At 69.2% G+C, this 25,184-nt stretch carries 23 protein-coding genes; 6 read left to right on the top strand and 17 right to left on the bottom strand.

Annotation, left to right across the window (positions count from 1 at the left end; all coding sequences use genetic code 11):
• The first annotated feature begins 25 nt into the window (after positions 1-25).
• Complete coding sequence (locus ACFYO1_RS37640; protein WP_387242350.1) at positions 26-2,989, top strand: AAA family ATPase; 2,964 nt, start codon at positions 26-28, stop codon at positions 2,987-2,989.
• A 76-nt stretch (positions 2,990-3,065) separates the two neighbouring features.
• Here the strand turns inward: ACFYO1_RS37640 and ACFYO1_RS37635 are convergent, their stop codons facing one another.
• Positions 3,066-3,458, bottom strand: coding sequence for a DUF4254 domain-containing protein (locus ACFYO1_RS37635; RefSeq protein ID WP_378713274.1), 393 nt, complete (start codon positions 3,456-3,458; stop codon positions 3,066-3,068).
• 278 nt (positions 3,459-3,736) lie between these two features.
• Here ACFYO1_RS37635 and ACFYO1_RS37630 point away from each other — a divergent pair, with 278 nt between their 5' ends.
• Positions 3,737-4,546: a GntR family transcriptional regulator gene (locus ACFYO1_RS37630; RefSeq protein ID WP_387242346.1), complete on the top strand. Its 810-nt coding sequence runs from the start codon at positions 3,737-3,739 to the stop codon at positions 4,544-4,546.
• 73 nt (positions 4,547-4,619) lie between these two features.
• Positions 4,620-5,228, top strand: coding sequence for a GNAT family N-acetyltransferase (locus ACFYO1_RS37625; RefSeq protein WP_387242343.1), 609 nt, complete (start codon positions 4,620-4,622; stop codon positions 5,226-5,228).
• A 1-nt stretch (position 5,229) separates the two neighbouring features.
• Here the strand turns inward: ACFYO1_RS37625 and eccCa are convergent, their stop codons facing one another.
• The 3 genes from eccCa to eccD are packed head-to-tail and all read right to left on the bottom strand — an operon-like array spanning position 5,230 to position 12,198.
• The gene (eccCa, locus tag ACFYO1_RS37620) at positions 5,230-9,297 is read right to left on the bottom strand and encodes a type VII secretion protein EccCa (RefSeq protein ID WP_387242340.1); all 4,068 of its coding nucleotides are present in this window, start codon (positions 9,295-9,297) and stop codon (positions 5,230-5,232) included.
• Between the two features lie 48 nt (positions 9,298-9,345).
• Positions 9,346-10,719, bottom strand: a complete 1,374-nt coding sequence (gene mycP / locus ACFYO1_RS37615) for a type VII secretion-associated serine protease mycosin (RefSeq protein WP_387242337.1) — start codon at positions 10,717-10,719, stop codon at positions 9,346-9,348.
• 48 nt (positions 10,720-10,767) lie between these two features.
• Complete coding sequence (gene eccD / locus ACFYO1_RS37610) at positions 10,768-12,198, bottom strand: type VII secretion integral membrane protein EccD (protein WP_387242334.1); 1,431 nt, start codon at positions 12,196-12,198, stop codon at positions 10,768-10,770.
• A 287-nt stretch (positions 12,199-12,485) separates the two neighbouring features.
• On the opposite strand from eccD, the gene eccA reads away from it, so the two are divergent.
• The gene (eccA, locus tag ACFYO1_RS37605; RefSeq protein WP_387242331.1) at positions 12,486-14,318 is read left to right on the top strand and encodes a type VII secretion AAA-ATPase EccA; all 1,833 of its coding nucleotides are present in this window, start codon (positions 12,486-12,488) and stop codon (positions 14,316-14,318) included.
• Positions 14,319-14,362: 44 nt separating this feature from the next.
• On the opposite strand, the gene eccB is transcribed toward eccA, so the two are convergent.
• Entirely contained in the window at positions 14,363-15,880 is a 1,518-nt protein-coding gene (gene eccB, locus ACFYO1_RS37600; RefSeq protein WP_387242328.1) for a type VII secretion protein EccB, read from the bottom strand.
• Positions 15,881-16,007: 127 nt separating this feature from the next.
• On the opposite strand from eccB, the gene eccE reads away from it, so the two are divergent.
• Positions 16,008-17,810 carry a type VII secretion protein EccE gene (gene eccE / locus ACFYO1_RS37595; protein WP_387242325.1) on the top strand — a complete coding sequence of 601 codons (1,803 nt, stop codon included), beginning with the start codon at positions 16,008-16,010 and terminating at the stop codon, positions 17,808-17,810.
• Positions 17,811-17,893: 83 nt separating this feature from the next.
• Here eccE and ACFYO1_RS37590 read toward each other — a convergent pair whose 3' ends face one another.
• The 12 genes from ACFYO1_RS37590 to ACFYO1_RS37535 form a co-directional block, all read right to left on the bottom strand.
• A complete protein-coding gene (locus ACFYO1_RS37590; protein WP_378713290.1) occupies positions 17,894-18,187 on the bottom strand; it encodes a WXG100 family type VII secretion target in 294 nt (97 codons plus the stop codon).
• Between the two features lie 53 nt (positions 18,188-18,240).
• Positions 18,241-18,537 carry a WXG100 family type VII secretion target gene (locus ACFYO1_RS37585; protein ID WP_150404153.1) on the bottom strand — a complete coding sequence of 99 codons (297 nt, stop codon included), beginning with the start codon at positions 18,535-18,537 and terminating at the stop codon, positions 18,241-18,243.
• 87 nt (positions 18,538-18,624) lie between these two features.
• Positions 18,625-19,416, bottom strand: a complete 792-nt coding sequence (locus tag ACFYO1_RS37580) for an ESX secretion-associated protein EspG (RefSeq protein ID WP_387242321.1) — start codon at positions 19,414-19,416, stop codon at positions 18,625-18,627.
• Positions 19,413-20,402, bottom strand: coding sequence for a PPE domain-containing protein (locus ACFYO1_RS37575; RefSeq protein WP_387242318.1), 990 nt, complete (start codon positions 20,400-20,402; stop codon positions 19,413-19,415). The genes ACFYO1_RS37580 and ACFYO1_RS37575 overlap by 4 nt, the downstream gene beginning before the upstream one ends.
• 46 nt (positions 20,403-20,448) lie before the next feature.
• A complete protein-coding gene (locus ACFYO1_RS37570; RefSeq protein WP_378713295.1) occupies positions 20,449-20,784 on the bottom strand; it encodes a PE domain-containing protein in 336 nt (111 codons plus the stop codon).
• A 16-nt stretch (positions 20,785-20,800) separates the two neighbouring features.
• Entirely contained in the window at positions 20,801-22,198 is a 1,398-nt protein-coding gene (locus tag ACFYO1_RS37565) for a hypothetical protein (protein ID WP_387242314.1), read from the bottom strand.
• Positions 22,195-22,512, bottom strand: a complete 318-nt coding sequence (locus tag ACFYO1_RS37560; RefSeq protein WP_387242311.1) for a type VII secretion target — start codon at positions 22,510-22,512, stop codon at positions 22,195-22,197. The genes ACFYO1_RS37565 and ACFYO1_RS37560 overlap by 4 nt, the downstream gene beginning before the upstream one ends.
• 90 nt (positions 22,513-22,602) lie before the next feature.
• Entirely contained in the window at positions 22,603-22,905 is a 303-nt protein-coding gene (locus tag ACFYO1_RS37555) for a YbaB/EbfC family nucleoid-associated protein (protein WP_387242308.1), read from the bottom strand.
• A gap of 26 nt (positions 22,906-22,931) precedes the next feature.
• Positions 22,932-23,288 (bottom strand): hypothetical protein, encoded by a 357-nt coding sequence (locus tag ACFYO1_RS37550; protein ID WP_387242305.1) that lies wholly within the window; start codon positions 23,286-23,288, stop codon positions 22,932-22,934.
• Between the two features lie 67 nt (positions 23,289-23,355).
• A complete protein-coding gene (locus ACFYO1_RS37545) occupies positions 23,356-23,655 on the bottom strand; it encodes a hypothetical protein (RefSeq protein WP_387242302.1) in 300 nt (99 codons plus the stop codon).
• 192 nt (positions 23,656-23,847) lie between these two features.
• The gene (locus ACFYO1_RS37540) at positions 23,848-24,234 is read right to left on the bottom strand and encodes a hypothetical protein (RefSeq protein WP_387242299.1); all 387 of its coding nucleotides are present in this window, start codon (positions 24,232-24,234) and stop codon (positions 23,848-23,850) included.
• 49 nt (positions 24,235-24,283) lie between these two features.
• Positions 24,284-24,841: a hypothetical protein gene (locus ACFYO1_RS37535; RefSeq protein WP_387242296.1), complete on the bottom strand. Its 558-nt coding sequence runs from the start codon at positions 24,839-24,841 to the stop codon at positions 24,284-24,286.
• Between the two features lie 127 nt (positions 24,842-24,968).
• On the opposite strand from ACFYO1_RS37535, the gene ACFYO1_RS37530 reads away from it, so the two are divergent.
• A partial coding sequence (locus ACFYO1_RS37530) for a hypothetical protein (RefSeq protein WP_387242293.1) occupies positions 24,969-25,184 on the top strand: 216 nt, incomplete at its 3' end.

The following is a 25,184-nucleotide window of genomic DNA, read 5'->3' as shown; positions in this document are numbered from 1 at the left end:
AGCCGAGCACCGGCGAGGTGGTGGCATGAGTCGCAACAACGACGGCCTCCCCATGCTGCCGCCGTGGCTGTCCGAGAGCGACGTCACACAGGTCGGCTACGAGGCGCCGGTACAGAACCTTCCCGCCGACGACGTGATCGGTGAGGGACCGAGTCAAAGACGTCAGGACAAACGCGGCAAGAGATGGCGCCGCGACAAGAACGACCGGCGCGGGGCCGACGAACAGCCGGACGAGCCGAGCCGGCGCGCGCCCGAATCCGCCTCCCGCACCCCGGACTCGCCCCTGCCCGATGGTCCGCGCGACGACCCGTGGCGTCAGCCGGGTTTGGATGCTTATGCCCAGCCGCGGCCGGACGACGCGTGGCAGGCCGGACCGCCGCAGCGCGGCGAAGCGCCGGCCCAGCGGACCGAGGCACCACAGCAGCGCGCAGAAGCACCGGCGCAGGCGTTGCCCACCCGCAACCCGGGCCCGCCGCCGCCCGCCTTCCAGCCGTTGGGCAGGCGTCCGGCCGCCGAGCCATCCGCGTCCAGCGACCCGTCCCCGCGGCCACCGGCGAACCGGCCCGACCTACCGCCGCCGCCCGCCCTGCCGGACCCACCGCCGCAGGCCTCGACGGCCGCGCCCGACGCGCCGGCCCGGGCACCGCAGGTTCCCGTCGAGCGAGCGCCCGAGTCCACTCCCGCTCCGCAAGCTCCCCCGCAGCGAGCGCCAGAGTCAGTTCCGCCGACCCACAGCCCGATTCAGCGGGCTCCCGAGTCCAGCGGTCCGCCGCCGTGGCTGGCCGGACCGCGACCGGAACAGCCGACGCCGCCGGCTCAGCCGCAACGCCGTCCACCCCTGCCCGATCCCCCGCCGCTGCCGGATCCCCCACCGGCGCAAGGCGACCGGTCGGCAGCACCCACCGCCGAACAGACCCCACCGGCCCGGCTCGACGCGCCGACCGCACCGCCGCGCGGTGTCGAAGGCCCACCGCAGCGTGAGCAAGCGCCAGCGCCGTATCCGCAGAGCGCTGCCCAACGACCGGGCCCTGCAACACCTCCGGCGACGCCGGATCGCCGAGCACCGCACGAGCAGGGCCGCGTCCCCGGCGACGCGCCCAGCGCGGCAACAACTCCGGAGCCGGTGGAACCGCCCGGTCGTGCACCGTATGCGCCACCCGTACCCGAGCAAGGTGCGACACCTGGCACCTCGCCGGAGCAGGCCCCGAACCGTGCACCGGCTGGAAGCTCCGTGCCGCCGAGCCCGGCCGAACAAGGACCGCCGGCCACCGGCCCACTGCGTGCACCGCAGTCCGATCCTTCACCCGGGCCGGAGCAGGGTCCGAACGGCACTGCCGGGCCGCAGCTCCCCGGCTGGCAGAGCGGACCGTCGACCTCGGGCGTCACCGAACGCCCGGAATCCGGCCAGCCGCAACGCGATTCCGGCCGCCAGCCGGACTGGGTGCCGTCGTCCAACGTCGGCCCGGGCCGTCCGTCGAGCAGCGGGCGACATCGCCTGCCCGCCGAGATCGAGCCGCAGCAGGGCGCGATCGACGAATCCGGCCGGCAAGCTCCGCCGCAGAACGGCCCCGTGCAGCAGCCCGGACCGTACGCACCCACCGGAACGGCCGGGCCGGTCGGCTACACCCCGCCGAACATCGGGCAGGCGCCGAGCAGCGAGCAGCCCGGCGCTCAAGCGCCGGCCGAGCCGTGGCGCAACGCGGCGGCACCGGTGTGGGCGGACGAAACCCCAACCCGGACAACGCCTCCGGCCGGCAGCCAAGCCCCGGGCAGCGAACAGCCCGGACCGCAGGCACCCGGCGAGCCGTGGCGCAACCCATCGCCGCCCGACGAAACCGCCTCTAGGACACCACCTTTCACGGGCGGACCGACTCCGGGCAGCGAACCGCCGCAGCCCGAAACCCCGCACCGCGCACCCGGTGGTTTCGCCGGACCACAGGTCGGCGGGCAGGCGCCGGGCGGCGTATCGCCGGCACCGCCTGCGCACCCGGGACAATGGGGCCGCCCGCCGGTTCCGCCCGGTGGCCAGTACCCGCCGGGCGTGCAGTACCAGGGGGGTCCGCCGCCGTCCCTGGACGACGTGCCGATGCGGCGCGCCAAGAAGTCGCCGGGCAGCGGGTGGCGCAAGGCCGTCCATCACGTGTCGGGCGGCGCGATCAATCCGGGACTCTCCGCAGAGGAGCTGCGACTACAGGAGCTGGTCGCGCGGATCCGGCAACCGGTGCGCGGCGACTACCGGATCGCGACGCTGTCGCTGAAGGGCGGCGTCGGAAAGACCACCACGACAATGGGTATCGGGTCGATCTTCGCGTCCATCCGGGGCGACCGGGTGATCGCGGTCGACGCCAACCCCGACTTCGGCACGCTGTCCCAGCGCGTACCGCTACAGACCCGTTCGACCGTGCGTGACCTGCTGCTCGATCCGTCGATCCAGCGCTACTCGGACGTGCGCAGGCATACCTCGCAGGCCACGAGCCGGCTGGAAGTGCTGGCCAGCGAACGCGATCCGGCGGCATCGGAGGCGTTCAGCGAGGAAGAGTACCGGGCGGTCGCGCGAATCCTGCAGCGCTTCTACAACATCATCCTGACCGACTGCGGTACCGGACTGATGCACTCGGCGATGTCGGGCGTGCTGGATCTGGCCCATTCGCTGGTGCTCATCTCCTCCCCCGCCATCGACGGGGCGCGCAGTGCGGCAGCGACTTTGGACTGGCTGTCGCTGCACGGACATGACCATCTGGTCCGCAACGCGGTGGTGGTGATCAACTCGCCGCGGGCCGGATCGCCGAATGTCGGCGTCCAGCAGTTGCGGGAGTACTTCCTGTCCCGCTGCCGCGCCGTGCACATCATCCCGTTCGATCCGCACATGTCCGAGGGCGCCGAGATCGATCTGCACCGCCTGCACAAGCACACCAAGCGCGCCTACGTCGAACTCGCGGCCACCATCGCCGACGATTTCGCCACCGATCACCGGCGTTACCAACCCTGAGAACCACCCCTGGGTCACACCGTCACGTGACGCGGGGGGGCCACGGCGGCCCGGGCTCGGAAAACGGTTGCGGGAGTTACCACTCCGGCAGACGACGCCTGCCCGCGCTGATGTCGCGGACCAGATCGTCGTAGGCATCGGCGAGTTCGGCGAGGTGATGCCAAGCGCCGTGCAATCTTTCGTCATGTGCGTCGAGGGTCATCAGCGCGTGGTGTGCCCGCACCGAGGATTCGGCGAGCCGATCGATGACCGCACCCACCGTCTCGGTGTGCAGCGTCGCGCCGAGCCGGTGCTGTGGCACGCTGCGCGCGACCCAGTCATCGATGGCCATGACCAATTCGACTCTGCGGCGCTCGATTTCGAGAACCACCAGCGGGTCGGTGTCCACCGAACCGCCGCGGCCGACCAGTCGCCGCTCGTGCAGCACCGCGAGATCGCGAGCGAACCAGAGCAGCGGACCACCGACCACGCGGTGTCCACGACACGCGCGAACCAGTAGATCAGAGGTGGGAAGCAGCCCAGGAGCGTGGGACTGCACCACCGAATCGGTACACCGCAGTGTGCCGGGAAGAGCCATTACGACTGTTGTATCCGAACCTGCCACGTTGCCTCGCCGTCATCGCCGCACAACACCGGATCAGGACGTTCATTACAATAAACCTCTGAAGGCACCTGTCAAGCGTTACCGGGCCGTAGGAAGTCACGAAGAGTACACTTCGTTACCTGCACGACCAACCGAGGAGCAAGATGGCGGACGGTCCGACATATCACCGGATCGCAGACCTCCTCCGCGAGGAGATCCGCGCAGGCAAGTGGAAACCGGGTGATCGGTTGCCCAGCCACACCGAGCTGGCCGAGCACATGCAGGTCTCGCTGACGACCGCTCGCAACGCGATTCAGGTTCTGGTCACCGAAAATCTGGTCTATACAGCTACTTCCCGCGGCACCATCGTGCGAAACCAGGAAGTTCTGGAATCGGTTGTCACCGACCATATTCGACAGGACCGGCCGAAGTCGCCGCACGACATCTTCGAGGAGATCGCGCGCGCCGCCCACCGGGTGCCGTCGAAGGAGTTCGCCGCGAAGATGGAGCCGGCGGGCCCTGCGGTCGCGTTATGGCTCGGCGTGCCGGAGGACTCCTGGGTGCTGGCCCGGACGGTCGTCCAGTACCTCGACAACGAGCCGTGGTCCTGGGAGGTCACCTTCTATCCCCGTGACCTGGCCGAGGCCACCGGAATCGACTCACCGCACGACATTCCGGAGGGCACTACCCGGCGGCTGGCCGATCGCGGTCACGCGGAGACCGCGCACCGCGACACGGTGACGGCCCGCCCCGCCTCCGCCGAAGAGGCCATCGTGCTCGGCGTGGCGGCGGGCACCATCCTGCTGGACCACCTGCGAATCGGCGCCAACCACGAGCGGGTCACCAGGGCGACCCGCCACCGCTCCATCGCCGCGAGCAACCGGCTCGCCTATCAACTCGGCGACGCCGAGGGGCTGAGCGTGATCGGACGGACGCTCGGGGTGCCTTACGGGCCGGGTATACCGTTGGCATGAGCGAGCGCAGCGAGCGAATCATGTGGCAGCGCGCCTCGCGCATGCCGGAGCCGAGCGCCGGCGAGGCGCAGGCATGAGCGCAATCGTGCTCCGCCAGGCGACAATTGGCGATCTGGGCGTGATCTGCCGGCTGCGGCTGCAACGCACCGCGTGGCTGACCGCGCGCGGCTCGGATCAGTGGACGGTCGCCGGCCGTGGACTACCCATCGAGATCTTCGCGCGGGGTGTCGGGCGCTCGCTGGACGCGGGCGAGACGTGGATCGCGGAGGTCTCGGGCGAGCCCGCGGGCACCATCACCGTCAATCGGCACGCCGACCCGGGGCTCTGGTCGCCATGGGAACTATCCGACGCGGTCGTCGTCCATTACATGATCGTCGACCTGCGTTTCGCCGGGCAACGGATCGGCCACCATCTGCTCGCGCACGCGGGAGTGCTTGCGCGCCAACAGGAACGCGAGTGGGTCCGGCTCGACGCGTGGACCACCAACACCGAGCTGCACGACTACTACCGCAGGGAGGGCTTCCAACTGGCGCGCATCGCGGGCCCGATCGCGACCGGCCCGTCCCGCGCGTTGTTCGAACGTCGCGCCGACAGTTGGGATCTCGGCACCCCGGTGACCGTTCCGGCCGCACGCGGCCTGGGGACCGCACCGAATCTCGGTGCGGTCCAACCGAACAACTAACCTATGTGGTCGGCGGCATGAAGGCGATCTGCACCATTTCCTGGCCCCGGCTGCGCGAGGCCAGGGTGCCCCGCCCGGGGGGCAGCTTGCTCGGACGGATCTCGCCGATGATCTTGCCCTCGTCCCGCGAGCCGCTCATGATCAGCGTGTCCACCGACAGGTTCTTCAGTCCGCCGATGATCGGGTCGTAGAGCGCGCGCGAGACGCCACCCATGCGCCGGGTGACCACGAAGTGCATGCCGATATCGCGGGCCTGGGGCAGGTATTCGATCAGCGGCGCAAAGGGATTGATGCCGCCGGTCGCCACCATGTCGTAGTCGTCGACCACGACGTAGATCTCCGGCCCTTCCCACCAGCTGCGGTCACGCAGCTCCTGCGGGGTGATGTCGGAGCCGGGGATCCGCTTCGACAGGAACTCCGCGACCTCTTGGATCATCGGCCCGCAGGTCTGCGACGAGGTGGAGTATCCGGCGAGATGTTCGCCCTCGACCACGCCGAGCATGGTCCGGCGGTAGTCGATCATGATGATCTTCGCCTGGTCCGGCGTCGAGTTCTCCACCACGCCGGTCACGATGTTGCGCAGCAGCGTGGTCTTGCCGCACTCGACGTCGGCGAAGGCCATGAAGTGCGGATCGGTGCCGAAATCCAGGACCAGCGGCTGCAATTCGGATTCGCCGATGCCGACGACCACCCTGGTCGGGCTGAGCTCGATGCCCTGTTCCCTGGTGGCCTCCAGCAGCCCCTCACGGCCGAACTGCAGCGGCAGCATCCGCACCTCGGGCGCCTGCCTGCCCGCGTGCAGCTCGGCCAGTTCCTGCCTGGCCAGCGTGACACCGTCGGCCAGCGTGTCCGGATTCGAATCGGAATCCAACCGCGGCAAGGCGACCAGCATGTGCAGCTGATCGGGGGTGAGACCGCGGCCAGGACGGCCGACCGGCACCTGGAAGGCGGTGCGCCGCCCCATCTCCGAGTCCGTCGGGTCGCCGAGGCGCAGTTCCAGCCGGGTGCCGATCTGGTCCTTGACCACCGGCCGGATCTCCGGCCAGCGGGACGCGCCGATGATCACGTGGATGCCGTACGACAGGCCCTGCGCCGCAATCGCATTGATCTGCGGTTCGAGCACGTCGAACTCTTCGCGGATCGCGGCCCAGCCGTCGATCACCAGGAACACGTCGCCGAATCGGTCGTCGGCCAACGGATTTCCGGCCGAGGCCGCGCCGTCGGGCACGTGCGCGGCCGCGGCGAACTTGCGCCGCCGGAACTCGGCCATCGACTCGATGCCGAGCTCGGCGAAGCGTTCCTCGCGCTGACGCATCAGCGAGGTGAGCTCGGCGATGGTGCGCCGCACCCGGTCGCCGTCCAGACGGCCGGCCACCGAACCGACGTGCGGCAGGCCGACCAGGCCCGCCATGCTGCCGCCACCGAAGTCCAGGCAGTAGAACTGCACGTGCTGCGGGGTGTGCGTCGCGGCGGCGGCCATGATGATGGTGCGCAGAGTGGTCGACTTGCCCGACTGCGGGCCGCCGACGACGGCCACGTTGCCTTGCGCGCCGGCCAGACTGATGGTCAGGACGTCACGGCGCTGCTCGTACGGCTTATCGATCACGCCGATCGGCATCCACAGCTGGCCGTGCCGGTTGACCGGTGAACGCCAGTCCGGGTCGGGCAGCAGCATGTCGACCGTCGGGGACTCGTCCAGCGGCGGCAGCCACACCTCGTGCGCCGGGCGGCCGTGTCCGGTCAGTCGCTTGACCACGGTGTCGAGCAGCGAGTCCGGAATCCCCTCCTCCGTGCCGGGCGCGCCGGGCGGCGGCGGGAGTTCGAGCAGCGGGTTGGTCGGCGATGGCGGCAGATCCAGCGCGGACTCGGATTCGACCGGTTCCGGCGCCTCCACCGGCGAGGCGGTGAAGACCGCCGGTCGCTGGCCACCGACCGGGCTGCCGTCCTCGCCGGTCACCGTGCCGATCGGCGCGACGTAGGGTCCGGAGACGTAACTCGCGTTGAACCGCAACGGATCCGAGGCGTCGCTCTTCAGGTAGCCTGCGCCGGGCACGCTCGGCAGGTGGTAGGCGTCCGTGATGCCGAGCACCGCGCGGGATTCGTTGGCGGAGAAGGTACGCAGGCCGATCCGGTAGGACAGGTGCGATTCCAGTCCGCGAAGCTTGTTCTCCTCCAAGCGCTGCGAGGCGAGCAGCAGGTGCACGTGCAGCGAGCGGCCGAGCCGGCCGATCATGACGAACAGTTCGGCGAAATCCGGCTTCTGCGAGAGCAGTTCGGAGAACTCGTCGACCACGACGAACAGCGCGGGTAGCGGGTCCAGCGGAACGCCTGCGGCCCTGGCCTTCTCGTAGTCGGTGACGTTGGCGTAGTTGCCCGCCGAGCGCAGCAGTTCCTGGCGGCGGTTCATCTCACCGGCGAGCGCGTCTTTCATGCGGTCGACCAGGGACAGTTCCTCTTCCAGGTTGGTGATCACCGCGGCGACGTGCGGCAGTGAGTCCAGGCCGAGGAAGGTCGCGCCGCCCTTGAAGTCGACGAGCACCAGGTTCAGTGCGTCCGGCGAGTGCGTGGTGACCAGCGAAAGCACCAGGGTACGAAGGAATTCCGACTTACCCGAGCCGGTCGCGCCGATGCACAGGCCGTGCGGGCCCATGCCGTTCTCGGCCGACTCCTTGATGTCGATCTCGACCGGAGTCCCGTCGGGGGTGATGCCGATCGGCACGCGCAGCCGTTCGCGCGCGGTGCGCGGCCGCCAGACCCTGGCCGGGTCGATCTGCGCCGCGTCCGGGATCTTCAGCAGCGCCATCAGTCCCGGGTCGGCCGTCGAACCCTCACCGAGGCTGACGATCTGGGCCGCGGTGGCCAGCCGGTAGCGCGACAGCGCGCGTGAAAAGGCCTCGGCCTCGGCGATACTCACCTGGTCGGCGGTCGCGAACTTCTCCACGCCCACCGCGCTGCGGGCGGACACGTCGCCGTCGGCCGCGACCAGCTGCAGGCCGCGCCGGGCCGCGAGACCGCCCTCCGGCGCGGTGAGGTCGAGCACGGTCACCGAGTCCAGGCCGGACTCGCTGATCAGCCGCTCGTTGCCGTTGACGTAACCGTCGTCGATGACGACCACCAGGTGCAGCCGCCCCTGCGTGGGTTGCGGATTACGCATGAACCGGCCGCGCTCCATCAGCTCCGCCGACAGCGCGGTCTCCAGCTCGCCGAGCGAGGTGTACATCATCCTGGCCGAGCCCATGCCGTCGCGCACCGTCGGATGTTGCAGGTGCGGAAGCCATTTCGCCCACGCCCACGGCCCGTCCGGGTCCGCGCAGACGATGGCGACCGCGAGATGGTCGGGGCCGTGGAAGGTGACCAGCTCCATCAGCATCGAAGTGGCCAGCATGCGCGAGTCCTGAGCCGGGCCGCTGATGTTGATCGCCGGGAAGGCACGTAGCGACACCGCGGTCGGCAGGCTGTGCACCACCGAATGGGTGCGCACGAACCGGCGCAGCGCGACCGTGGAGACCGGTTCCAGGTCCTCCAGCGGACCGGTTTCCGGCCTGGCCAGCTTCGTGGCGAGCCGATGGCTGCCCATGCCGACCCGGACATGACCGAAGTCGGGATCGTTGGGCCTGCGCTCCCACATCCGGCGGGTGCCGATCAGCGACGGCAGATCGGCCGGGTCCGGGTGACTCCAGACCAGCGTCTCCAGCTGCTTGGTGCCGGTGCGGCGCACGTCCTTGCGGACCTGATCCAGGTAGCGGAAGTAGTCCTTGCGTTCCTCGTTGAGCTCGACCGCGCGCTTGCCCGTGCCGCCGCGGAAACCCGCCATCATGCCGACCATCGACATGAGCATCATCATCGGGAACATCATGGACAGCGGGTTGGCCAGCAGGTTGCGCCCCATCATGGCCATCATCGCGATCATGCCGACCACCGCGACCACCATGACGACGGGCATCAGCTTCATCATCAGCGGGGCGGGCAGCGGGCGGGGAATCTCCGGCGGCGGGGTCAGCGCCACCTCACCGCCGGGTGCCCGCGGCGGCGCTATCCTGGGGCGTCGTACGAAACCTTCGGTAGCCATGGATTCCTTCGATCGATCGAGCTCTCTGCGTTCGGCGCGGAGCCGGGGTTAAGGGTCGTACTCGGCGTCGATCTCCCGACGTCTGCGGCGGTACGGAATCGCTACCGCCACACCGATTGCCAGTGCGGTCAAACAGGTCAGCGAGCCGATCACCGCGATCCGCCGCGGCCGCGGATCCGGTCCGGGCGGGATCACCGGCGCGGCGATCGCCCGGTCGACATCGGCGCCCTCGCTCACGGACTTCTCCGGCAGCTGCGCGGTCAGCGCGGCGAGCGGGTCGATCAGGCCCGCGCCGATCGCGTCGTCGTGGCCGGTACCGGGCGCCTGCGCGGTCCGGATGATGCGGTCCATCACCTGTCGCGCATCGAGATTCGGGAAGCGCGACCGCACCAGGGCCGCCAAGCCGGCGACGTAGGGGGCCGCGAAGCTGGTGCCGTCCACCGGGCGGATGCCCTCGTCGGTCTGCACGCCGTTCACCAGCCCGACACCGTCGCGCTTGCTGTCCAGCGACACGATATTGCGGCCGATCGCGGCCACCGCGACCCATGGGCCGTGCAACGACAGGTCCGACGGCTTGCCGTCGGCGTCCACCGAGCCGACGGCCAGTACGTACGGCGAGAACCACGCCGGGCTGGCCACGGTGTTCACCGCGCCCCAGCCGGAGCCCTCGTTCTGTTTCTGGCAGGGGCCGTTGTTCTCCACGTTGCCCGCGGCGGCCACCACGACGACATTGCGGTCGTAGGCGTACTTCACCGCGGCGCCGAGCGAGGCGTCGGCGGTGTCGGATCCAGCCGGGCTGCAGGCGACTTCGGAGATGTTGATGACGGTCGCGCCCAGATCGACCGCGCGTACTACCGCGGCCGCCAGGGTGAGCACGCTGCCGTAGCCGTCGGCGCGGATGCTGCCGGGTGGGCGCTCGCCGCCGCGGTCCTTCTTCTCGTAGGCCAGGCTCAGCTGGCGGATGGTGAGGATCTCCGCGTCCGGCGCGACCCCGGTGAACGCGTCGGCCGGGCTCGGCTGCGCCGCGATGATTCCGGCGACCAGGGTGCCGTGCCCGTCGCAGTCCACGGTGCCGTCGGTGTCGGAGACGTAGTCACCGCCCGGTTGCAGCGCGGCCAGGCGTGGATGCCGTTGCACCCCGGTGTCGATGACCGCGACCTTCTGGCCGGCACCGCGGCTGAACTGCCAGGCCGCGGGCAGCTCCAGCACCCGCTGTGAGATCGGCGGCTCGTTCGGCGGCGATCCGGTGAGCTGGGGTTCGGCGCACTGGTCGGCCTGCTGGGTCGGTTCCAACGGCGCGGGGCGACCGCTCAACGCCTGGGCGACGCCTAGCGCACCCGGATCGATGGCGGGTGGCGAGATCGCGGAGGCGGGTGGGGCGGGCACGCCCACCAAACCCACCACCACGACGGCGCCGGCCATCCGCAGCAGACTGCGACGGAAGGCGCTAGGTCCCATCTCTGCCCGCGCTCATATGTTCCGGGCCAGCGAGTAGACGTTCATGATCCACAGCACCAGCGGGATCAGCGAGATGATCAGCAGGTACTCGAAGATCTCGATCATGCGCCGGGTTATCGGAGTGACCTCGATGTGCGGTCCGATCACGCCGAAGCCGATCGTGCCCGCGGCGAAAGCGATGAGGAGGCCGACCGACAGCATTTCCAGATCCGCGTCCCCGATGGCCGCGCCGGCCACCAGCGAGACGAAGACCAGGCAGCCGCCGGCGATCAGCGTCGCGGCCTGGGTTAGGTCGGCGAAGGACCGGCCGCGCAGGCACAGGATGATTCCGGTGACCACGGCCAGCACGATGCCCTGCCAGCGGTCCGAGCCCAACGGGTCGGCCGCACCGAACGCGCCGATCACCGCGGTCAACGTGCACGCGATGATCAGGCCGGACTGGTACTGGTTGGCCGCGCGGGCCCGCTCGCCCAGGCCGGACGCGGACGGCAGCGCGGTGGCGCCGATCGCGCCGATGCCCTCGATGGTCGGGCGCTGTTCGTGGTCGGCCGGGTCGATCGCGGCGCCCGCGGTCGGCACCGGCGGGATGGGCAACCGGGCCAGCCCGGCGGCCAGTCGCGGTACCAGCGACAGCATCGCGATGCCGACCACCACCAGGCCGCCGCCCACCTTCGGCAGGCCGGGATGCCAGGCCAGATACACCGCGGCGGTGATGCCCCCGACCACGCTGAGCGCACCCGCGGCGGAGAACAGCGTGGCCCCGGTGCCGATCACCCGATAACCGAGCACGGCCGCCACCAGCGTCACCGAACAACCCAGCAGCAGATGCGCGCTGCCCAGGGCACCGGGCACGAACAGCGCGGCGCCGCCGAACAGCAGCAGCAAGCCGTCCAGCGACAACCAGGTGGCGGTGACCGGGTCGAAGTATTTTCGGGCCGCGAATCCGGCGGCGGCGAACGCGCCGATGCCCACGGCCGACAGCACGAACGCGGGCGCGAGCGGATCGCCGTGCCCGCGCGAGATGACCAGCAGCATGAGCGCGGTGAGCACCGTCAGTACGCCGGCGACCAGGCCCATCCAGCGCGCGGAGCTGCCGGTCCAGCTGCGGAACTCCTCGGCGGTGAGCCGGGAGACCGCGTCGATCACGTCGTCGAAGAGCGCGGGCGATTCCTTCGCGGTGACCGAACGCAGCACGAGCAGTTCACCGTCGTGCACGTCGGCATCGTTGAGCGTGCGGCTCGGCGCGAACGCCTCCTGGCCGACCCGGGCCAGCGTCCAATGCTGAGCCTGCAACGGCACCGAGTCGTCCTCGGCGTCGAGCTGGTCGGGATTGCGGGATTCGATCAGCGCCACCAGATCGCCGATGAAGCCGGCGATCGGCACGGTGGCGGGCAGCCCGACATCGAGCTGAGTGTTCCCGCCGATGACGGAAACCCGACTCAACTCCGGTTCAGCGGCGCGTGTGCCACTGGTAGGTGACTCGATCAACGACCCCGGACCCCCGGCCTCTCCACTGACGATTGTTCACGCTTCGACCGCACTGGGTGGAACGTCTTCTGAGTGAACGACTTCGACACCCGTATGACTCTCACCTAGACAACACTTGCGTTGCAACCTCTGGGCAGCTGAACCTAATGTAACGGACAGACCAGGCACTGCGCGATCGGTAGTCTGGGGGGCATAAAGAACTCATCCGCTACTACGAACGAAGACTTCGGGGTCCGACAGCCATGACCGGCAATCGCCAAGCACAACGAGCCTTCGACGCCGGAATTCTGTCGCTGGGATTGTCCATCGAGGGCCAGGAATCCGCGCGCGACCTCGAGTACGCGAAGCTCGCCTTCCAGCGCGCCACCGAGTGGGATCCGACGATGTGCGACGCCTGGCTGGGCCGCGCCGCCGCCGGCGAGCTCACCAAGGACGTCTTGTTCAACATGCACAAGACCAGCGCGAGCACGCTCTACCGGGAACAGCGCAGGCTGGGCCTGCAACCACGCGATCTGGCCGGTCGCTTCCTGCCCGGCCTCTATATCGATTACCCGCTCGCCAGCTACACCGAGATCTGGCTCGCCTGGGCCGCGCAACTCATCGCGGACAAGGAGTACGACGAGGCCGAGCGGGTGCTCAACGAACTCGACACGCACCGCAGGTCCCAGCTGAGCGACCCGGATCGTGAGATCGACAACCGCATCTGCGCCTACGTCCGCGGCGTCCTGCACTACAACACCCAGCGCTGGCCCGATGTCATGACGGTGCTGGCCGGTTCGGCGGAATGGGACGACCCGTTCCTCGCGGCCGGCGCGAACGTCATGGTCGGCACCGCGTGCGCGCAACTCGGGCTGTTCGGTGAGGCGATCCGCCGGATGGAACAGGCCGAGGCGGGCCCGATCCCGGCCGCCCGATCGACCGCCATGTTCTGCCGCGGCCTGTGCCTGCGCGAATCCGGCAATGAGGAAGTGGCGCAGGGCCTGTTCGAGAAGGTCTACTCGCAGGCGCCGGATTTCGAGGCGAACACCGCCGCGATGCGCGACCGCACGTATCGGATCAGCGTCACCTCGCGGGAAACGATCGACGCCCGCAAGGACAAGTGGGATCCGGCCTCCGCGCCCTCGATGAAGGCGATGGAGCAGGCCGAGACCGAGGACCGGGCCAAGAAGATCCTGGCCGACGCCCGCGCCGAACTGGATTCGCAGATCGGTTTGGCCTCGGTGAAGACCCAGGTGGCCAAGCTGCAGTCGAGCGCGCAGATGGCGAAGATCCGCGCGGAGAAGGGCTTGGCCGCCGGGGCGCGCGGTCAGCACCTCGCGTTCACCGGTCCGCCCGGCACGGGTAAGACCACCATCGCCCGGGTGGTCGCCAAGATCTATTGCGGCGTCGGCATCTTGAAGACCGACAAGGTGGTCGAGGCCAAGCGCGTCGACTTCGTCGCCCAGCACCTCGGCGGCACCGCGGTGAAGTCGGAGGCGCTGATCGACAGCGCGATGGACGGCGTGCTGTTCATCGACGAGGCGTACACGCTGATCCAGACCGGTTTGCAAGGCGGCGACTCGTTCGGCCGGGAGGCCATCGACACGCTGCTGGCCCGGATGGAGAACGACCGCGACCGGCTCGTGGTGATCATCGCCGGCTACGACGGTGAGATCGACCGGCTGCTCGCCGCCAATGACGGTCTGGCGTCCCGCTTTTCCAAGCGGGTGCAGTTCCCGTCCTACACACCCTCGGAGCTCGGCGAGATCGGCAAGGTCATCGCGCACAAGCGGGACTCCGAGCTGTCCCCCGAGGCGCTCGAGTTGCTCGTCCAGGCCTGCACCCAGCTCTACGAGCTGCAGAGCACCGACCAGAGCGGCCAGCCACGCCGTGGCGTCGACCTGGCGGGCAACGGCCGATTCATCCGCAACGTCATCGAGGCCGCGGAGGAGGAGCGCGAGTTCCGGCTGGCCAACGACGAGAGCCTGGATCTGGCCAATATCGACGAGTCGATGCTGATGCGGATCGAGGCGCCCGATATGCACACCGCGCTGTCCGGCATCCTCGCGTCGCTGAACGTCCCCTTCACCCTCTGATTCGACGCGGCCTGCACCATCAGCCGGTGCAGGCCCCGCCCGAGTCAGTGCTGCGGTTCCAGCGGCAGCTGATCGCGCGCGGTGAGCGCTTCCTTCGCCGACAGCGTCGCACCCGGAACCATCTGGCCGATGATCGCCCACGGCGCCAGCCGCGGGGTGTCCCCCAGGCCGAGCACGCCCGCGGTCGCCATGTCCGGAATGCCATAGCGCACACCGTTATCCGCGACGTAGAACAGGCTGCCCCGGCGCGGGCTGCCCGGCCCCATGCCGGTCACCTGAACGAACTCGCCGGTGCCCGGCGGAACGTACACGGCGTCCACCCGGTCGCCGGTGCCGTCGGCGGTGGCCAGCGCGACCGTCTTCGCCGATTCCGCGATCGGCACACGCACTCCGGCCAGCAGGGTCACCGAGGCGCGCTCGGCGGGGCCGTCACCCGCGTCGACCTTGCGATTGGCCGGTGCCGTACCCGGCGTCTTGGACCAGGCCACACAGGCGACCGGGGCGTCCTCGGCATTCAGGATCTTCGGGGTCTCGACCGGAAAGTCGTTGACCGGCAACACATCATGCACCACCCGCACCCGGTCCAGTACGTCCGGCGGCATGGTCGGGATCTCGCTCATCCCGTGCGAATCGGCGAACCGGATCACCTGCGCGGTGAACGGGCTCACCGGCTGCAGCGCGTCGGCCAGCACCGCGTACAGCTCGGGCTTGCCGTCACCGACGTCGCGGATGGAGATGACGCCGCCCACCGGGATCTTCGCCAGCGGGCCCGGACCGGGCTGGCCGGCCTGCGGGATCTGCGGCGCGACGAGCGGCGGGACTTCCGTTGTCGCGCCGAGCATTCCGGTGCCGATCGGCCGCGGCCGGTGGGTGGTCAGCTGCAGCGCGCGCTGCAGTACCGAGTTGCCCGGATCGACCTCGGCCCGCTTGCCGTCGTAGACCAGGTAGGTCTTGTCGCTGCGCTTCACCAGCAGCGCCTCGTCCTTGCCGACCGTGCGGGTGCGCTCGCCGAGGGCCGGGCGGCCCGCGATGATCGTGGTGGTGCCGCCGGTGGCCGAGGCCGCGCTGCCGCCCTGCGACAGCGCGATCGTCTCGCACAGCGCCCATTCCGAGCGGGACCCCTGCCCCGACCCGGGCAGCGCGCTCGGCGCACCGGGAATGCCGACCATCGGTCCGCGCGGCATGTCGTTGAGCTTGCTGTCCTTCACCGCGTTCGGCTCGGCATTGCTGCCGGTGATCAACCGGGCCGAGGCCAGGTTCAGCACCGGGTGCAGTGTCTTGGCGCCGTTTTCGGACTGCACCACGACGTAGAGCGCCCCGCTCTGCTTGCCCGAGACGATCAACGAGTCGCCGATCGCGCCCTGGGGCCGCAGGAAGCTCAGGATGGCCGCGCCGGCGATCACCAGGATGCCGAGCACCGCACCGACCATGAGCGAACGCACCTGGGACCGCATGGGATCGTGCAGCATTCGCACGTCACGCCGCACCAGTGCGTGATCGAGTCGGCGCAACAGGAATCGGTACCCGTTGACCTGGGCTCGGGTAGTCAGCTGTGCCGGCACAAGGTCTCCATTGAACTGTCGAGAACCATCTTCATCGACACGGTACCGTAATTCCAGGACGGCCCTGAACCGATGAATTCATGGTCTTTCGGCGGTGGCCGTACGGGTGGCAGACAGGGACAACGCGGTGACGACAACTGAGAACCAGACCAGGCCCGACGGGGCGACCGAGCCGGACGGCGGTGGTGGTACGCCGACGCCGCCCGCGGACCCCGCCTCGGCCTACGACACCCTGCGCGACCCCGAGTTCTGGCTGTTCCGGGTCTATCCCCTGCGGGTGGTCGTACCGGTGGTGACGCTGGCCGCCGTGCTGGCCTGGGTCGTGCTCGCCACCACGCATTCGATGTGGGGCGCGATCGGCGGCGGCATCGGTTTCGCGGTGATCTTCCTGCTGCCTATTCGAGGTCGCACTCCGGCCGGGCGGATCGGCGGCGCGCTCGCCCGGCGGCGCGGTGGGCTGCGGCCCGCGGAGCGGCTGACCCTGGCACCCGCCTTCGACGTGCCGTTCAGCGAGGGTGGCGGTTACGGGGTGCGCTGGGACGGCGAACTGCTGCTCACCATGCTGCGCATCGATCCGCCGCCGGACACGCTGACCCTGCTGCGCCGCGGCTCGCTGAGCACCGAACAGGTGCTCCCGCTCACCGAAATCGCCCAGTGTCTCGATCAATTCGATCTGACGCTGGCCGGCATCGACATCGTCAGCACGGGCGCGCGCACGGCCGGAACCGGCATGATCTCGCACCTGTACGACAGCATCCTCGGCCCGCTGCCCGCCATCGCGCACCGCACGCTCTGGCTGGTGCTGCGCCTGGACCCGCTGGCCAACGCCGAAGCGGTGGACAAGCGCGGTGGCGGCGGCACCGGAGCCTTGCGCACCGCGATGATCGCCACCCGCCGGGTGGCCAACCGGCTGGCCGCGCACGACATCGCCGCCTCGGTGCTGACCGCCACCGAAATGAACACCGCGGTCCGCGAACTCACGCACGGCTTCGAGCTCGACCAACTCGCCGAATCGCCGCGGTCGCTGGAGTATCAGGGCCGCTATCTCACCCACTATCAGATCGGCGCGGACCTGATCGCCCCGAGCGGCCTGGCCGATATCTGGACGGTGCAGAGCCTGTCCACCACGGTGACGCTGCGGCTGCGGCCGGGCGCGCTTCGGCACGACACGCGCGCCGACCACGCCGGCACCGTGGTGCTCAACGCCGTCGTGCGGTTCGACACCACCTTCGAGCCGGAGGAGCCGCCGCTGCCCGGCCTGCGCGAGCTGCCGGGCAATCAGCTGCGAATCCTGTTGGACACCTTGCCGATCGGCGCGGCCGGGCGCTGGGGCGCGGACACCGGATACCGCGGCACCCTCACCGCGCTCACCGACATCGCGGTGCCCACCGCGGGCTGCGGCCAGTTGATCGGCGCCGACGAGATCGGCCAGGGCATCGCGGTGCCGCTGGTCGGCGAGGGCACCAGGCACCTGGAGGTGATCGGCAACCTGGACCTGGCCCAGCAGGTGATCCTGCGGGCCACCGCACTCGGCGCGCACGCGATCGTGCACACCGCCCGGCCCGAGGCATGGCACACCATGGTGACCAATCTCGATGCGCCGCATGTGCTTTCGATCGCGCCCCGATCGGCGGGCGCCAGCTATCACGCGCCGTCGGCGCCGCCGCTGCCGGCCGCGCCCTATCCGAGCACCACGGTCGTCGTGTTCGACGGGATCGCCCCGACCACGCACGCGGGCGGCGCCACCATCGTGCATGTGCGCACGCCGGATCAGCCGCCGAGTGCGATCGACGCCGACGTCACGCTGACCCAGGACCCGGACGCGCCGAACCGGATCACCGTGCGCACCGCGACGGCCAGCGCGACCGTGTTCATGGTGACCACGCCGGACGAGATGCACTACATCGGCGAATCGCTCGCCGCGCGCTGATCGCGCCGGCGGTATCGGGGTCCGAAAACCGAAACGGCCGAACGGAACTGGATGTTCCGGTCGGCCGTCAGGTGGCGGACATGTCAGAAAGCGGCGAAACCGTCGCCGACCTTGCCATCGGCCTCGAGCGCGCGGTTCAGCGCGTTCTCCACCTGGGCGCCGAGGGCGTCCAGCTTCTGCAGCGTGTCCTCGAGGCCCTGGGTGAGGTTCTTGTGCGCGCCGTCGAAGCCCTGCGACGCGTTCTCACCGGTCAGGTTGTCGTGGAACGCCTTGGCGGCGTCGTTGAGCGAGTCGATCTCGCCCTTCATCTTGCCGCCGTGCGTCTGCAGGTCGCTGTAGAGCTCGTTCATGGCAGCGGGATCGTAAAGGATGGTCATTCGTCAATTCCTTCGAACGATGGGTTCCGGATACGGAGCGGAGCAGGCGCCGATCAGGCCTGGTCCATGGCCTGCAGGGTCGACTTGCCGTTGTTGACGGCTTCGGTGAACTGGTCGAGGCGCTTGTTCAGATCTTCGGCCTCGTCGTGCCAGTCGCCGGCCACCTGAACGAACTTGTCGGACGCGTCGCCCTTCCAGCCCTTCAGCACATCCTGCGCGGCCTGGTCGATTTCCTTGACCGACGTGCGCAGGTTGTTGATGGCGGTCTCGAGATCGCCGACGACCTTCTGGACACCGCCGGCCTCGACACCAACAGCCTTGCTCGAACCACCGAGTGAGGTGAGGGACATTTGTTTGACCTTTCGTCATTTGTGAAGATCGTTCTCAGACAAACGATCTCGTCGAACTACAAGACAACCGAAGTTGCCACCCAGGAACTACTGCGGCAGCCACCTCCCCCCGGGCAGCCCCTCGATCAACGTGGCGACTGCTTGCGCAACCCGGTGGTCGGTACCCGGCGTGACCGTGGACCAGATCTGCTGATCCGGCGAGACCGTCGGCGCGGCGACGATCCGCCCGCGGGCGGTGTCGTACACGGCGACGGCACCCGGTGCCCGTGTGGTCACGCCATCCTCATGGGCGCACGCCACGATCTCGGCGTATGCGTGCGTCGCACCGAATGCGAGCCCCAATTTCGTGGCGTCGCGTTCGGTGGCACCCAGGGCATAGAGAGCGTCGGTGAGCTCGCTCGGCGTGGCGGCGGCGTTCAGCCGCTCGGCCAGCTCCGCGGCGGGGACGCTGAATTGGGGGATCTCGGCGGGCGGGCACGGATCCATCGCGGCGAGCAGCGGGCGCACCAGATCGGTCGCCGATCCGTCGGTCCACAGCTGACGCACCTCGAAGGTGTCGCCGGTGCGGACCGCCAGCGCGTGCGCGTGTCCGCGCCGCACCACGCAGACCCGCCGGGTGCCGTGCTCGGTGAAGATACGGGCCGCCAGTTCCTGCTCCGGCAGTGCCAGTGTGAACAACGTCTCGGCCAGGTCGGGAGCTACCTCGCCGTGCGCGTCGATCAGGCCGTCGTCGATCAAGCCGGCCACCGCGTGCTCCTGCGCCCGCTGCCATTCCTCGAACGAATCCTGTTGCGGCCCTACCGAAAGCGCCAGCGGCAGGGTCTGCACCCCGGCCCGGTCGGCGACGGCGAGCAGCGCGTCGTTGGTCAGCGTGGTCACGGCGCACCGCCGGTTTCGGCGCGAGTCTCGGTGGGCGCCTTGGTCACCGACTCGGTGCCGCCGAGAACCGCCGGGGCGGCTTGGATTTCGCCTTCGAGCCCGATCTGGTCGGCCTCGCCGGCCAGGCTGGCGCGCGGGAACCGGGCCGAATCCTGGCCGCCGCCGCCCGCGCCACCCATCGCGCCGGGGGCTACCGGCGCGGACTGGCCGGTCGCGGCCGTCGCATTGACCTGAGTCGATTTGGTGGTGGGCTCGGTGGCGGTCGTGGATTGCGAGTACACCGGCGCGCGGTAGGCGGACAGTGCCCGCGGCGGCAACGTCGGCATCGCGATCGAACCGATCGGCATCCCGCCGAATCCCGGCATGGCCTTCGGCGTCGCGGCCGCGGCGGCGGTGGCCGCCTGCTCCGCGGCCAGCGCCTGTTCCGGCGCGATCTTCGGCGGCTCCTGATGCTGCCACGGCGTGGCCAGCGGTTCGGCGGCCGTCTCGTAGCTCCGCATCACCCGCGACGCAACGGCTTTCGCCACATCGGCGTCCGCGTCGTTGTCCGCCGCGATCGCCTGGATCGGCGCGCCGAGCATGGCGCCCATGCTTTTCAGCATTTCCTGCACCTGCTGGATCTGCTGGATGTCCGCGGTGTTCGGCATGGTCAGCTTGGCCACCTCATAGGCGGCGACCTGGGCCTGCAGCCGGGCGGCGTTCGCGGTCGCGGTGCCGGCCGCGTCGACCAGCCAATCCCGCAGCGTGGTCACCTTTTCCATGACCTCGCCGCTGCGACCGGACTGCCACGCGGTGCGCAGCGAAGCAAGGACCCGCTCGTACTCGAGCACCGCCGCACCGAAAACCGTGGCGAGTCGCGCCCATTCGGCGGCCGCCTCGGCCATCGGCACAGAGCCCGGCCCCGTGGTGAGGTCGCGCGCGAGCCGCTCCGGCGGCCGGGCTTCCCACACCACGCCGGTGAACCCTGGCTTCGGTGGTTCGATCATTGCTGCGCTGTGCCTTTCCAAGACAGGCCTTTCCACGGACCGTGCCTCAGGCGGACCGGCCGCCTGCCGCGTCGAAGTCCGCGACGCTGTCGCTTTCCATCTGGCTGAACTCGTTGGTGTGCAATCGCAACGTGGCCGCCAGCTTTCGCATCTCGGTCACGCTGGCCTGTGCGCTGGCCAGGTATGAGGACGCGACCTCGTTCCCGGTCTGCGCGGCCCGGGCGGAGACCTCGTCGGCTCCGGCCGGCTGGATCGTCAATGCCTGTTCCGCGGCCTGGAGATCGGCAGCCAGCCGGTCGGCAAGCACATCGAGTCCGCTCGATGCCTCTCCGGCCGCGGCGGCGTCGAACTGGAAGCTCGCGAACGCGCCATCACTACTCATGAGACCCTCCTCAAAGTCAGAGCGTGAGTTCTTTATCCGGCGGTGGTTCCGACGTGGTGTCGGTCGCGCCGACCACCGGCAACGAGACCCCCTCGATCCGGCCGACCACTTCGTCGCCGTGCTGGCTGGTCACCATCTGACCGCGCAGCGAGTCGGTGCTGGACGCGCCGTCCCTGGCCAGTCCGGCCGCACCCGCGGCGCCGGACATCGGCATGCCCATGCCGCCAGCGCCGGTCCCGGCGGTCGACATCGCCGCCGTCGTAGCGGGGCTCGACCCGGCGCCGCTCAACCCGGTGAGCGAGCCCATCGAGCCGCTGGCGACCCGGGTGCCCTGCCACGGGTTCAGCGGAGCGTTGGTCGCGGCCACGCCGGGGCCGGGCCCGAAGGCGCCAGGGCCGGAGCCGATGCCGCCCTTCGCGGACACTTCCGCCGCAGCCTTGGCCTTCTCCTCGTCGGAAAGTCCTTCGCCGGTATGGGTTTTGGGGTCGACGACCGGTTTCGGCGCGCTGAGCGCCGAACTCGCCTGGGCAAGCTGGCCGAGCGACTGCGCCGCTGTGGTCGCGGTGCTGATCAGCGGCGTCACCATGCTCATCAGCTGACTGAGCTGATCGGCGCCGCCCGCGCCCGCGACGCCCTTGGGCGCGTTGGTGATCGGGACCTTCGTCCCGGTCGTGGTCATGGAGGCGCTGTGGCCGAGCAGTTCGCCCTTGGTCTTGACCGTGATGCCGAGCGCCTCGGCCATCGCCTCGACCGCGGAGGCGGCCAGAAACACCTGTCCCGCAGGCGTTGCCGCGTACAGCGGGGCCAGGGCGAGGGTGGTGGAGAACTTCGCCACCACCGCGGACATCAGGCCGGCGCCGGTGAAGACGCTGCCCGCCGCGTTGGTGAGCACCGCCTTCTCCTGGGTGCTCTGCGCCTCCAGCTTGCCCGCGTCGGTGGCGGCCTCGCCGGCTTTCTTCGACGCTTCCATCGCCGCCATGCCCTGCCAGACCGACATCGCGGTCTGGATCGCGGAGGTGCCGATCTGCATCACCGTCTGCATGACGGTCGAGATGCCGGTGAGCAGCTGGGTCGGGTCCGGCGGCGGCGCGGGAGCCGCCGCGTTCTGGGTGCCGTCGGCGTTGGCCGGGGCGGGCGCGGCAGCAGGCGCGCCTAGCTTTCCGCTGCCGAACGCGGACGCCAGGTCGGTCAGCGGCCGCATCAGCGCGGTGAGATCCAGCGGCGGCAGCGGCGGCATCTCCGGCATCTGAATGAACGAGGGCATCTCGGGCATGTTCGGCAGGCCCATGCTGTGCAGGATGTCGTTCACCGGTTGATCGAGCATCGGAGCCAACGCACTGCCCCGCAACAGATCCAGCACAGTCGGATCCAACGGCTCCGCCCCCGGCGGTGGGATTGCCCCGGGGATGGTCATGACTTCGAGTTGACCGATCCGATGGCCGCGCTGGACGCGCCGTCGGTGACCTCATAGGTGCTGGCGGCCTCGTGCGCGGTCAGCGCGGTGCCCGCGTGCACCGCGGCCAGTTCGGCCACCGAGCTCAGATGGTTCGCCTGCGCGAACGCGAACGAGGCGAGAAATTCCTGGCCGATCAGGCCGAACACCGGTACGACCGCGCCGATGGTCGCGGCCTGGTCGACCGCACCCGCCGCCGCGACGCCCGCGGCCATCGCGGCCGAGGCGGAGCCGTAAGCCCGAACCGCATCCGGGACAACTTCAATGTGATTCATGACTGACATCCAATCCCGAAACACCCTGGTGTCTCGTCAAACCTTACCTACCGGACCATGTTCGGCGCTGATCACGACATAATTTCTAGATCACTGACCCGCGTTTTCCTCGTTGTATGCGGTGACCAGATCCGCACGCTCGGCGAAGGCCCGATAGGCGGCCGCGCGTGCGGTTTCGATCAGTGTCTTCTCGAAGTCGGCCGGCGAGAGCTTGGCAATCGCGCCGCTGAGACTCAGCCCGACCAGCGCGCCGTTGCCGTCCACCGAAGCCGTGACCGATCCGTCCTCGGCGGTCTCGGTCACCAGGATTCCGGTGGTCGCGTCGTTGAGATCGCGCAGCCGGTACATCTGTTGCTGTACCCGCGCGATCAGTTCGTCCATCGTGTCGACCATGACTACCTCCCGAATTCTCGTCCTGGTCAGACTGATCGAAGCCAGCTCTGCGGCTCGGTCTCGTACTCCTGCTCCTCGATGATCTCTTGTCTGGCGACTTCCTGCTCGGTGGGCAGTCCGGTCATCGCCAACATCTCCGAGGTGAAGCCGGCCTCGCGTAGCTGCGTCCGGCGAGCCAGCCCGGCTCGGTTCGCCGACTGCTTGCACAGTCGCAGGATCTCGGCGGCCAGCGCCGCCGGATCACGCCGCAATTGATCCTGGTCGAGCTTGATGCCCAACGGCAGGCCCTGCTCGGTGGTGCGCACGGCGATCGACCCGGTCAGCGAGGTCGCGACGAATTCGGTCGGAAACTCCTGTCCCGCATCGTCTTTGAATTCCGTCATAGCCGCCCGCTCTCCGAACATGGGATCAATAACAGCGTCTCACGCATGTCAACTCCTTAACAACTCCTTATGCGCGTTCGTCTTTGCTGGCCCGAACCCACTTCGGCGATCTTTGTGTTTGATCGGCGAAGCCGGCCGGAGAAGTCGTCATGTTCGGCAGAATGGTGAACGCGGATTTCAGTTCGTCGGCGAATTGCGCGTCTTTCACATTCGTCTTGTGGCCGCGTACAGGGCCGCGCTCGGAATCGCGATCGGCCCGCGCTTCCCACGCGTCGGCGTTCGCCGGCGCGGCGGCGCCGGCCCAAGGCGGATTCTGCAAGGTCGCCGATCGGCAGACCCGATCGTCCCCCCGCGCCTGACCACTCATCCGCTACTGGCCCTCCTCGTAGCTGCGACGGTGCTGACGCTGTGCACACACGTCGGCATCGCAGCCAGTTCTAACAGCGTGCCAATTCTATGGGTACTAGCGTCGGCCACACATGTACAGACCCGAATGTTGGTGGCACTCCAGCGGTGAACAATATCGTGACCAGCGGCTGTGCGGAATCCGCCGACCGGGCTAGAAGTACCGGAGGTAGGCGGCGCGGAAGGCCTCGTCACGCAGGTCGTAGTCCGGCGGGAGGTAGTCGTTGGCGCGGACGTGCTGGACGAATTCGTCCGGGATGGCGAGCGGGCGAACGGTCAGATACTCGATCGAGTCGGTGCGCCAGATCCACTCGCCGTCGGAGTGCAGCGACGAGCCGCCGGGGATCCAGCCCTCGCCGGTGACCAGGTTCGGGACGGCCTCCATGACGTCGAAGACCTCGGGGGCTTTGCGCAGGTAGTCGAGGATACGGTCGCGGTCGGCGAGCTGCTGATCGGTGCTCGCGTCGTTGATCGAGGGGAGGTCGTCGTGCCCACGTTTGTACATCTCGCGGTAGATGCCAACGGGTTTCAAATCCGGCATGTCACCTCATTTCTCCTCGCATTGCGTTCATTATGTTCACCCCGGATGGTCAATTGAAGACACTTGCGCATTGGTGCGGATCGGCCATTACATCGCGAACGATTAAACCGAGGTCGGTCCCGCTGCCGCCGAGCGGATACGGGAAATCGACGACCGGCTGACCGTCGACATGCACCCGGAACCGCGCGTGCCGCTGATCGACATGCTCCCAGCCGACGCCGACGGTAGGCGCGTCGAGGTCGAATTCGTTGGGCCCGAGGCGCAGCGTCAGCCGGCCTTCCCTGCGATAGAACACGGCGAGCACATCACCGAAGTAGCCGAGCACGCCACCGACCGGGCCGCCGGTGGCCGCCGGGATCGCCCGCAGTGACCCACTGTCCGGATCGAACGACGCCCAGCGTCCTCCGTCGAGCGGCTGGATGACGATTTCGCTGCTGCGCGAATCGTGCTCGCCGTTCCAGCGGCGCCGGTCGCCGTTGCGTGAGCCCGCGCCCGAGCCACCGGTGGCTCCGGCCATCGGCGGCAGCACCGGTGGCGGCGGCAGCATCGGTTGCTGCTGGTCGCCGACGGGTGCGCCGTTGAACTGCGATTGGTTCGGCAGTTGCAAATGGTGGCCGTTCTGGCCGTTCTGGCCGGGATTGCCGGGCTGTCCTGGATGTGTCGGCTGGCCCGGATGTGCTGACGACCCAGGCTCTCCCGGGTACGGAGGCAGTGCCTGCGGCGGGTACGGCGGCATGCCGGACTGTCCGGGTGTCTGCGTAGGCGACGGATCCGGCGAGGTTGGTGGGGTCGTTGGCGGCGTTGTTGGCGGCGTCGTCGGCGGGGTGGTCGGCGGCGTAGTTGGCGGCGTCGTCGGCGGCGTAGTTGGCGGCGTCGTCGGCGGCGTAGTTGGCGGCGTCGTCGGCGGCGTAGTTGGCGGCGTCGTCGGCGGCGTAGTTGGCGGCGTCGTC

Source organism: Nocardia sp. NPDC006044, assembly GCF_042871115.1.
Lineage (GTDB): Bacteria > Actinomycetota > Actinomycetes > Mycobacteriales > Mycobacteriaceae > Nocardia.
The sequence above is the reverse complement of the archived record's forward strand: the minus strand, read 5'-3'. Positions and strand labels throughout refer to the sequence as shown.